This is a genomic window from Streptomyces botrytidirepellens, assembly GCF_003721215.1.
Lineage (GTDB): Bacteria > Actinomycetota > Actinomycetes > Streptomycetales > Streptomycetaceae > Streptomyces > Streptomyces himastatinicus.
Map to the genome: position 1 here is coordinate 24,485 of NZ_RIBZ01000877.1, position 9,510 is coordinate 33,994.

11 protein-coding genes are annotated in these 9,510 nt (G+C 71.4%); 5 read left to right on the forward strand and 6 right to left on the reverse strand.

The genetic code is table 11. The features are described from left to right. Positions 1 to 13: 13 nt before the first annotated feature. From rpsS to rpsJ, 6 genes are read right to left on the reverse strand one after another with little or no spacing between them, the layout of a single operon-like run. Positions 14 to 295 (reverse strand): 30S ribosomal protein S19, encoded by a 282-nt coding sequence (rpsS, locus tag EEJ42_RS48310; RefSeq protein WP_030016988.1) that lies wholly within the window; start codon positions 293 to 295, stop codon positions 14 to 16. Between the two features lie 12 nt (positions 296 to 307). After that, entirely contained in the window at positions 308 to 1,144 is an 837-nt protein-coding gene (rplB, locus tag EEJ42_RS48315) for a 50S ribosomal protein L2 (protein ID WP_009715879.1), read from the reverse strand. A 47-nt stretch (positions 1,145 to 1,191) separates the two neighbouring features. Next, positions 1,192 to 1,518: a 50S ribosomal protein L23 gene (rplW, locus tag EEJ42_RS48320; protein ID WP_009715880.1), complete on the reverse strand. Its 327-nt coding sequence runs from the start codon at positions 1,516 to 1,518 to the stop codon at positions 1,192 to 1,194. After that, positions 1,518 to 2,171 (reverse strand): 50S ribosomal protein L4, encoded by a 654-nt coding sequence (gene rplD, locus EEJ42_RS48325; protein ID WP_123108482.1) that lies wholly within the window; start codon positions 2,169 to 2,171, stop codon positions 1,518 to 1,520. The genes rplW and rplD overlap by 1 nt, the downstream gene beginning before the upstream one ends. A gap of 8 nt (positions 2,172 to 2,179) precedes the next feature. Then, positions 2,180 to 2,824, reverse strand: coding sequence for a 50S ribosomal protein L3 (gene rplC / locus EEJ42_RS48330; protein WP_046086844.1), 645 nt, complete (start codon positions 2,822 to 2,824; stop codon positions 2,180 to 2,182). Between the two features lie 13 nt (positions 2,825 to 2,837). Continuing rightward, the gene (gene rpsJ, locus EEJ42_RS48335) at positions 2,838 to 3,146 is read right to left on the reverse strand and encodes a 30S ribosomal protein S10 (protein WP_003948644.1); all 309 of its coding nucleotides are present in this window, start codon (positions 3,144 to 3,146) and stop codon (positions 2,838 to 2,840) included. Positions 3,147 to 3,604: 458 nt separating this feature from the next. Between rpsJ and EEJ42_RS48340 the strand changes: the two genes are divergently transcribed. From EEJ42_RS48340 to EEJ42_RS48360, 5 genes are all read left to right on the forward strand, one after another. Further along, positions 3,605 to 4,591, forward strand: coding sequence for a GNAT family N-acetyltransferase (locus EEJ42_RS48340; protein WP_123108483.1), 987 nt, complete (start codon positions 3,605 to 3,607; stop codon positions 4,589 to 4,591). Between the two features lie 128 nt (positions 4,592 to 4,719). Continuing rightward, a complete protein-coding gene (locus EEJ42_RS48345; RefSeq protein WP_123108484.1) occupies positions 4,720 to 5,280 on the forward strand; it encodes a SigE family RNA polymerase sigma factor in 561 nt (186 codons plus the stop codon). A 10-nt stretch (positions 5,281 to 5,290) separates the two neighbouring features. Then, entirely contained in the window at positions 5,291 to 6,187 is an 897-nt protein-coding gene (locus tag EEJ42_RS48350; RefSeq protein WP_148082246.1) for a hypothetical protein, read from the forward strand. Positions 6,188 to 6,256: 69 nt separating this feature from the next. Further along, positions 6,257 to 7,177, forward strand: a complete 921-nt coding sequence (locus tag EEJ42_RS48355; RefSeq protein WP_123108486.1) for a DUF3152 domain-containing protein — start codon at positions 6,257 to 6,259, stop codon at positions 7,175 to 7,177. A gap of 137 nt (positions 7,178 to 7,314) precedes the next feature. Beyond that, positions 7,315 to 9,468 (forward strand): PIG-L family deacetylase, encoded by a 2,154-nt coding sequence (locus tag EEJ42_RS48360; protein ID WP_246097981.1) that lies wholly within the window; start codon positions 7,315 to 7,317, stop codon positions 9,466 to 9,468. The last annotated feature ends 42 nt before the right edge of the window (positions 9,469 to 9,510 follow it).

Genomic DNA, 9,510 nt, shown 5'->3' on the forward strand with positions numbered 1-9,510 from the left:
TCTCTTCCGCCGATCAGCGACGACGCGACTTGCGGTCGTCCTTCTCGTGGCCGCGGAAGGTGCGGGTCGGCGCGAACTCGCCGAGCTTGTGGCCGACCATCGACTCGGTGACGAACACCGGGACGTGCTTGCGGCCGTCGTGCACCGCGATCGTGTGGCCGAGCATGGCCGGGACGATCATCGAGCGGCGGGACCAGGTCTTGATGACGTTCTTGGTGCCGGCTTCGTTCTGCGTGTCCACCTTCTTGCTCAGGTGGTCGTCGACGAAGGGCCCCTTCTTGAGACTGCGCGGCATCTAAACCCGCTCCTAGCGCTTCTTGTTCGTCTTGCGGCGGCGGACGATGTACTTGTTGCTGGCCTTCTTCGGCGAGCGCGTACGGCCCTCCTTCTGACCCCACGGCGAGACCGGGTGGCGACCACCGGAGGTCTTGCCTTCACCACCACCGTGCGGGTGGTCGACGGGGTTCATGACCACACCACGAACGGTCGGGCGGACGCCCTTCCAGCGCATGCGGCCGGCCTTGCCCCAGTTGATGTTCGACTGCTCGGCGTTGCCGACCTCGCCGACGGTGGCGCGGCAGCGGACGTCGACCAGGCGGATCTCACCGGACGGCATACGAAGGTGGGCCATGGAGCCCTCCTTCGCCAGCAGCTGCACCGAGGCACCCGCGGAGCGGGCGAACTTCGCGCCGCCGCCGGGCCGCAGCTCGATGGCGTGCAGCGTGGTACCGACGGGGATGTTGCGCAGCGACAGGTTGTTGCCGGGCTTGATGTCGGCACCGGGGCCGTTCTCGATCCGGTCGCCCTGCTTCAGGCCACGCGGCGCGAGGATGTAGCGCTTCTCGCCGTCCACGTAGTGGAGCAGCGCGATGCGCGCGGTGCGGTTCGGGTCGTACTCGATGTGCGCGACCTTCGCCGGGACGCCGTCCTTGTCATGACGGCGGAAGTCGATGACGCGGTACGCACGCTTGTGACCGCCACCCTGGTGGCGGACCGTGATGCGACCGGCGTTGTTACGACCACCCTTGCTGTGCAGCGGGCGGACCAGCGACTTCTCCGGCGTGGACCGCGTGATCTCGACGAAGTCGGCGACGCTGGAGCCACGACGCCCCGGGGTCGTCGGCTTGTACTTGCGGATACCCATTTCTCAGTCCTCGGAATATTCCGGACTTCTGGACGTTCCGGCCTCCGTCAGGAGGTCGGGCCGCCGAAGATGTCGATACGGTCGCCCTCGGCAAGGGTCACGATGGCGCGCTTGGTGTCCTTGCGCTTGCCGTAACCGGTGCGGGTGCGCTTGCGCTTGCCCTGCCGGTTGATCGTGTTGACCCCGGTGACCTTGACCGAGAAGACCGCCTCGACGGCCTGCTTGATCTGGGTCTTGTTCGCGCGCGGGTCGACGATGAACGTGTACTTGTTCTCGTCCAGCAGCGCGTAGCTCTTCTCCGAGACCACCGGCTTGACGAGAACGTCGCGGGGGTCCGTGAAGGTCTTGCTGGTGACAGCGGTCGCCTCACTCATCAGGCGGCGCTCCCTTCGGTCTTCTCAGCGGCCTTGGGACCAGCCACGAAGGACTCGAAGGCGGCCTTGGTGAAGACCACGTCATCGGAGACGAGCACGTCGTACGTGTTCAGCTGGCCCGGCTCCAGGATGTGCACCTGGGGCAGGTTGCGGGCGGACAGCCACGCGGCCTCGTCGCTCCGCTCGGCGACCAGCAGCACGTGCTTGCGCTGGCTGATCTTGCCCAGCAGGGTCTTCGCGGCCTTGGTGGAGATGTCGCCCTCGACCACGCCGGTCACGACGTGAACGCGGCTGTGGCGCGCCCGGTCCGAGAGGGCCCCGCGCAGCGCGGCGGCCTTCATCTTCTTCGGGGTCCGCTGGCTGTAGTCACGCGGCACGGGACCGTGCACGACGCCACCACCGGCGAACTGCGGCGCGCGGGTCGAACCCTGACGGGCGCGACCGGTGCCCTTCTGGCGGTACGGCTTCTTGCCACCGCCGCGGACCTCGCCACGGGTCTTGGTCTTGTGCGTGCCCTGACGGGCAGCGGCCAGCTGTGCGACGACGACCTGGTGGATCAGCGGAACGCTGACCTGCGTGTCGAAGATCTCCGTGGGGAGCTCGACGGTCCCGGCCTTGTCGCCTGCCGGCGAAAGGATGTCAATGGTGCTCATCGGTTACCTCAGGCCCCCTTGGCCGCGGTACGGACCAGGACGAGGCCGCCGTTCGGACCAGGAACCGCTCCCTTGATCAGGAGCAGACCCTTCTCCGCGTCAACGGCATGGACGGTCAGGTTCTGGGTGGTGACCCGCTCGTTGCCCATGCGGCCGGCCATGCGCAGGCCCTTGAACACGCGGCCCGGGGTGGCGCAGCCACCGATCGAGCCCGGCGAGCGGTGCTTGCGCTGGGTGCCGTGGCCGGCGCCGAGGCCACCGAAGCCGTGGCGCTTCATGACACCGGCGGTGCCCTTGCCCTTGCTGGTGCCGGTCACGTCGACCTTCACACCGGACTCGAACACCTCGGCGGTGACCTCCTGGCCGAGCGTGTACTCACCGGCGTCGGCGGTACGCAGCTCCACCAGGTGGCGGCGCGGGGTGACGTCCGCCTTGGCGAAGTGGCCCTTGAGGGGCTTGTTCACCTTGCGCGGGTCGATCTCGCCGAAGGCGATCTGGACGGCGTCGTAGCCGTCGGCGTCATCGGTACGGACCTGGGTCACGACGCAGGGCCCGGCCTTGACGACGGTGACCGGGACGACACGGTTGTTCTCGTCCCACACCTGCGTCATGCCGAGCTTCTCGCCCAGGACGCCCTTGATCTGCTTAGCCATCTCGCGCGTCACCTCAGAGCTTGATCTCGATGTCGACGCCCGCCGGCAGGTCGAGACGCATGAGCGAGTCGACGGTCTTCGGCGTGGGGTCGAGGATGTCGATGAGGCGCTTGTGCGTACGCATCTCGAAGTGCTCGCGCGAGTCCTTGTACTTGTGCGGCGACTTGATGACGCAGTACACGTTCTTCTCTGTGGGCAGCGGCACCGGGCCCGCGACCGACGCACCAGTGCGGGTCACCGTCTCGACGATCTTCTTCGCCGAGGAGTCGATGACCTCGTGGTCGTAGGCCTTGAGCCGGATGCGGATCTTCTGTCCCGCCATGGCTACTTCGTAGTCCTGTCTCTCGTAACGCTCTGGGACCCGGTGGCGTTCGCGGCCCTCCCACCCGCACTCCCGACCCACGCGGTCGGGCGTGTCGCGTCCCTTCCCGTAAATCTCCGCAGAAGAGATCCCTGGTGAAGGGGGCTGGTCGGGGGAGAGAGTCACCCACCGGGCGCCTGGCTGGGGCCCCGCTGACACTTCCCGGAAGATTCCCGTACTTCCGCCCCTGATCAGGGACGACGAGTACTGCGGGACTCGCTTCCAGTCCTCCCGGCGGGAGGCGCGCAGCATCGGCACTCAACCGAGCAACCCGGACAGTCTGCCATACGAGGCCCAGCCTCCGCGAATCGGCCCTGGAGCGTACCCCACACCCACACCGGCGAACCCCTCGATCGCCCCGTGGTGCGACGGGCCGCGGCCACGGTACCTTCGACGCGCCGAGACGAGGGGGGATCGGGATGGCCGAGCCGTTACGGGTGGAGATCCTGCGGGCGGGCGAGGAGCACGTGGCGCAGATCGCCCGGCTCGCCGAGTCACGGAGCCTGAACGGGCCGGGCGGCATCCGGGGATCGACGGACGGCGGCTTCCTGGTCTCGGCGTACACCGAGGCGGACTACCGCTCCCGGCTGGCGACCGCCGAGCACTTCTACGTGGCGGTCAAGGGCGGGCAGGTGCTGGCGTTCCTGATGGCGTACAGCTCCGACCAGGTCGAGCCGGACGAGTGGCTGAACCGCCGGATCAAGACGACGTTGGGCGCCTTCCTGGTGATCAAGCAGATCTGCGTGTCCCGCGAGGCGGCGCGGTCCGGGATCGCCTCGATGCTCTACTACCACGTGCTCGATCAGTGGCATAAGAGCCCCGTGATCGCCGCGGTGGTCAACGACCCGCCCAACGACGCGTCCGCGCACTTCCACCACAAGCTCGGCTTCCAGGAGCTGACCCGGCTGACCCCGCCCGACGGGCTGCCGCGGGTGGTATGGGTCTGGCGCAAACCGCGCGAGGCGATCCTGCACGTGCAGTACGAGGTCGCGGTGGACCTCTACAAGCACGAGGACAACCTGAACTGGCAGAAGCTGAACAACCTCTTCTACATCACCGCGGGCCTCGCGGCCGCCATGGCCTTCAGCCTCGGCAAGGAGGGCGCGGGCGGCACCCTGGGCAAGGTCCTGGCGGCGATCATCTCGGTGATCGGCTTCGGGGTGTCGATGGGCTTCTCCCTGATGCTGCGCTACGGCCGTCAGTACCTGCTGGCGCGCAAGGAGGCGGTGATCGAGCTGGAGGAGTACATGGCCTGGCTCGGCGGCGAGCGGATAGTGAACCGCCGCGCCACCGACCCCCGCTCCGGCTATCTGAAGGTGTCGCCCACCGGATTGATCATGGTGCTGCTGCCGGTGCTGGTCGCGATCTGCTGGCTCGGGGCACTCGTGGCACTGATCGCCCACTGAGGCCGCGGGCCGCCTCAACCCCTCCCCGCCTGTGATGTGACCCACAAAGGGCAACCCGGGGCCGCCCCCATCGCGTTCGGCGTGCGTGGATCACACGAAGGATCGGCTTCGAATCACGCGAGGACGGCATGGCGGGCGGCGACTGGACCGAGTTCGAGGAGTTCGTCGCCGTCTGCGGGCCACGGCTGCTGCGTTCCGCCTGGTTTCTGACCGGGGACCGGCATCTGGCCGAGGACCTGCTCCAGAGCGCCCTGGCCCGGGTCTGGCCGAAGTGGGGACGCATCGCGGAGGAGAACCCCGAGGCGTACGTCCGCCGCACCCTGGTCCATCTGCACGCGTCCTGGTGGCGGCGGCACTGGCGGCGCGAGGTGCCGCACTCCGAGGTGCCGGAACCGTCCTCCCGGGGCGGCCCGGCCGGTTCGCCTCCCCAGGTCGGCGAGGTCGACCAGGGACGGACGATCATCGGGCTGCTGCGGCTGCTGCCCCGGCGCCAGCGCGAGGTCGTCGTCCTGCGCTATCTGGAGGACCTGAGCGTGGAGCAGACCGCGGCGGTGCTGGGCTGCTCCACCGGCACGGTCAAGAGCCAGGCGTCGAAGGCCCTGAACACGCTGCGCACCCGATTACCCGGGCTCGACGCCGGTCTCGTGCCCGCCCCGGAGCCGGTCCGCGGCCGCGCCGCGCCGAAGTGAGGTGAGGACCGTGGCGACGAAGAAGGACCCCGGGGGATACGGCCCCGAGGAGCTGGCCAGCGCCGCGGCCGGGCTGCGGCGGCTCGCGAACGCCGACACCCCGCCGCTGACGGCGCCGGAGGACCGCATGGAGCGGGTACGGCACCGGGTGGTGCGGGCCCGCAGGCGGCGCACCGCCGTCGTGGCCGCCCCGATGGTGGTCGCGCTGATCGCGGGGGCGGTGTCGCTCGCCACCGGTCTGCGCGACGGCCGGTCCGCGGACCCCGGCACCACCCCGGCCACCACGCCCACTCCGGACCGGACCGCGCCGCCGCGGAAGGTGCTGAAGCTGCCGGACGTGGCGGGCGGGATGGACCTGCGGGTGTCCGTACCCGACGGCTGGCGGGTGCAGAAGCCGCATCGCGTTGACGACGCAGACGGCGCAGACCGCGCAGACGGCACGGACGGTCCGGCGAGCGAGACGTACGTCCTGGCGGGCCCGGCGGCGCACGAGGCGTCGAGCACGGCGGCGACCGGCACGCCGGAGAGCACGCCGCCCGCCACGCCGGAGAGCACGGCGTCGGCCACCGTTCCGCCGAGCACCGGCGACCGCGCCTGCGGCGACGCCCTCAAGGAAGCCCGCTACGGCCCCGAGCTGTGCCTGCCGGTGACCCGGCTGGCGAAGAACAGCGCCCTGGTGCTGTGGCGCCGGGAGTCCTACGACCGGCCCGAGCGGAAGCTGCCCGTGCAGCGGTCGCTCCCGACCCCGGTCTGCCGGGAGCTGGGCGGCACGGCCTTCCTCAGCCTGCGGCAGCCGCTGCCCGACCGCCCCGACAGCACGGTCGCCGCGTACGCCTGCCTCGCCTCCGCGGACTCCACCCTGATCGAGCACGTCAAGGGGGCGCTCTCCTCGGCCCGCTTCTCCTGAGCCGACTTCTCCTGAGCCGGCCGAACGCCCCCGCCCCACCCCTTCACCACCCCTGGAGCACCCCCCGTCATGACCGCCACCGAGCCGTCCACCGAGCGTTCCGCCGCACCGCCCGCCCGGTCCTCACACCGCCGTTCCTCCCGGCGTCGCCGCCGGCGCCGCTCGCCGGTGGTGCCGCTGCTGATCGGCGCGGCGGTGACGTCCGGAGCCGCGCTGGCCGTCTACGCCGTGTTACCGGGCGACGGCGGCGGCGTACGGTCCGCCCCCGCGGACTCCGCGGCGGCGACCCGGTCCCCCGCGGCGGACTACGCCCCCACCGCCGCGCCGACGGCGCCGCCCTCCCGGTCCTCCCGCGACGCGGGCGCCGCGCGCCCCACCGCGCCCACGTCCCCCTCCGGGAGCGCCTCCCCCACCGCGCCCACGTCCCCCGCCGGGACCGGCACCTTCGTCACCGCGAAGTCCTCCGGCAAGGTGATCGGCGACGGCGGCGATGTGCGGCGGTTCAAGGTCCAGGTCGAGGAGGGCACGGGCGTCGACCCGAAGAAGGCCGCGGCCGAGATATCCGCGGTCCTCGCGGACGAGCGCGGCTGGACCAGGGACCGGAAGCACTCCTTCCAGCTGGTGTCCGGCGGCGCTTTCGACTTCGAGGTGAAGATCGCCACCCCGGACACCGTCGACGACATCTGCGGGCAGGCGGGGCTCAAGACCAAGGGCGAGGTCAACTGCGCCGCCGGAACGCAGGTCATGGTCAACCTCAAGCGCTGGAACACCGGCTCCCCCGAGTTCGACGGCCCGATCCGCGCATACCGCGCGCTGATCGTCAACCACGAGGTGGGCCACCGCATCGGCCACGGCCATGAGACCTGCCCCGGCCCCGGAAAGCCCGCCCCGGCGATGATGCAGCAGATAGACGGGCTGAAGGGCTGCGTCGCCAACGCCTGGCCCTACTCCAGGGCCGGGAGGTACCTCGGCGGCCCCTCGGTCGCCTGACCAGCCCCGCTCCGGCGTGTCCGAAGTGTGATCGACACCTCCCCGGCTATCGGACAACCTTCAAAGATCATCAACCGTCCCTTATCACGTGGAAGCAGCCGGAGACTACGCGCTGCACAAGTGACAGGGTCGCCAAATTGAACAGTCGATGGACTCTGCCCGCGCGCACGACACGCAGGCAGGCACTGGCCGCGGTGGCGGCCCTCACCGCCACCGCCGCCGGATGCAGCGGCCGCCCCGGGTCTTCCGCCGCCCCCGCCGCACCCGCCCGGACGACCAGCAGCCCCGGGGCCGCCGAGCCGTTCACCTCGGCGGCCGGGGACAAGCGCGCCACCCTGCTCCAGGTCATGGCCCACCCCGATGACGACCTGTACTTCATGAACCCCGACAACGAGCACGTCCTGCGCTCCGGGGTCCCCGTGGTGAGCGTGTACGTCACGGCGGGCGAGGCGCTGGGCGTCAACCGGGTGGCCGGGCGGCCGCTGCCGCCGCCGGACAAGGCCGCGTACTCCGCCGCCCGCCACCAGGGGCTGCGGCAGGCGTACGCGCAGATGCTGGGGCTGCACCAGTTCACGCCGTGGCACCGGTCGGTGCTGAACCTGCCCGGCGGCGTCAAGGCGGAGACGAACGTCCTCGCCAACGGCACCCGCAGGGTGCGGCTGATCTTCCTCAACATCGCCATGCTGTCCGAGGGGCACATCCGCATGCCCGACCTGTGGGACACCCCCGGCACCGTCATGCGCACGCTGCTGGCCGAGGGCTCCCTGGTCCAGCACCCCAGCTCGTACGTGCACCAGACCCTGGTCGACGTGCTCGCCGAGATCATGGACCGCTACCGGCCCACCCTCATCCACACCCTCGACCCCGACCCCGACTTCCAGGTGCACGACCTGCTGCACCCCAAGGACAACGACCAGCCCGGCTGTTCGGACCACCGGGACCACACCCCGGTCGCGCTGTTCACCTGGAAGGCGATCGCGCAGTGGGCCGCCGAGTCCACCCGGCGGGACAAGGAGGCGCCGCGCTTCACCACCACGTCCTTCCGCGGCTACTACAACCAGCGCTGGCCGCACAATCTGCCGCCCGCCGTGCTGGCCCAGAAGGCGCGCGTCATCAAGGCGTACGGCGGCTCCCCCGCGTGGAAGTGCGGTGACTCCGCGGGCTGCGGCGACTACAGCCAGGGCGGTGTGCGGCCGCTCAAGAACCGCAAGGGCTGGATCCGCTCCACCCACTACCGCTACCCCAGCGCCCTGCCCACCCCCACCACCGACCGCGAGGGCCGCCTCGTCGCGTACGGCGTCCTCGGCACCCAGGCCGTGCGGTGGCGCGAAACCGCCCGCGGCAGCGGGCGGTTCGGGGCGCCGCTCGGGCTCGGCGGCGGGCCGCTGGCCCCCGCGCTCAGCGCCGTAACCGACAGCAAGGGACGCCAGGTGCTGCTCGCGCTGCGGTTCGCGGCGCTGGACGGCCAGGGCGGGGCCAATATGCGCGAGATCGTGGCACTGGAACAGAGCCGCCCCGACGGGCCGTTCCGCGCCTGGACCGGGCTCGGCACCCCCGAGGCCAACCCCGAACTCGGCCGCCGCGTCGGCTGCCCCACCGCGGTCGCCACCCCGGACGGGAAGGTCCACCTCTTCGTACGGACCGCCGAGAAGGGCCTCGCCACCCGGGTCCGGGACGCGGGCGGCCGCTGGGGTCCGTGGGAACGGCTCGGCGGCGCGGAGATCCAGGACGGGCTGACCGCCCTGGTCGACGGCGAGGGCCGGGCCCACGTCCTCGCCCCGGGCCGCGACACCGTGCACCACTGGTCCCAGGAGCGGCCCGGGGACCCCGTCACCCTGCGGCCCGCCGCCGGACTGCCCCGCCCCGGCGGCAACCAGATCGGCGCCGCGGTCGCCCCCGACGGCGCGCTCTCCCTGATCTACCGCACTCCCGCGGCCACCGTGCCCTCCCTCCACGGGACGGGCAGCAGCACGGAAAGCCGCACCGTGAGCCACTTCGAGGGGTACGGGGCCATCGCCGCGCACACCGTGCCCGAGCCCGGCAAGGCCGGCAAGGGCGGCGGGGACGACAAGTCCACCACCCTGCTCCTGCTCGGCCGCAGCCTCGACGGCGACGTCCAGGTCCAGTGGGGCACCGGCCCCGGCGACCGCCCGCTGCGCTCCCCCGGTCACCTCACCCCGGTGGGCACCCCCGCCCTGCTGGCCGACCCCGACCAGGGGGCCTGCGTGGTAGGCGTCGCGCCGGACGCCACCCCCTGGATCTGGCGCCCGCGCCCGACCTCCAGGGCGTAACACCGCCGCCGGGGCGCCCCCGTCGTCTCGATCGGGGGCGCC

Coding starts and splice junctions, on each gene's coding strand:
- rpsS (WP_030016988.1), bottom strand. CDS start 295: ATGCCGCGCAGTCTCAAGAAGGGGCCCTTCGTCGACGACCACCTGAGC.
- rplB (WP_009715879.1), bottom strand. CDS start 1,144: ATGGGTATCCGCAAGTACAAGCCGACGACCCCGGGGCGTCGTGGCTCC.
- rplW (WP_009715880.1), bottom strand. CDS start 1,518: ATGAGTGAGGCGACCGCTGTCACCAGCAAGACCTTCACGGACCCCCGC.
- rplD (WP_123108482.1), bottom strand. CDS start 2,171: ATGAGCACCATTGACATCCTTTCGCCGGCAGGCGACAAGGCCGGGACC.
- rplC (WP_046086844.1), bottom strand. CDS start 2,824: ATGGCTAAGCAGATCAAGGGCGTCCTGGGCGAGAAGCTCGGCATGACG.
- rpsJ (WP_003948644.1), bottom strand. CDS start 3,146: ATGGCGGGACAGAAGATCCGCATCCGGCTCAAGGCCTACGACCACGAG.
- EEJ42_RS48340 (WP_123108483.1), top strand. CDS start 3,605: ATGGCCGAGCCGTTACGGGTGGAGATCCTGCGGGCGGGCGAGGAGCAC.
- EEJ42_RS48345 (WP_123108484.1), top strand. CDS start 4,720: ATGGCGGGCGGCGACTGGACCGAGTTCGAGGAGTTCGTCGCCGTCTGC.
- EEJ42_RS48355 (WP_123108486.1), top strand. CDS start 6,257: ATGACCGCCACCGAGCCGTCCACCGAGCGTTCCGCCGCACCGCCCGCC.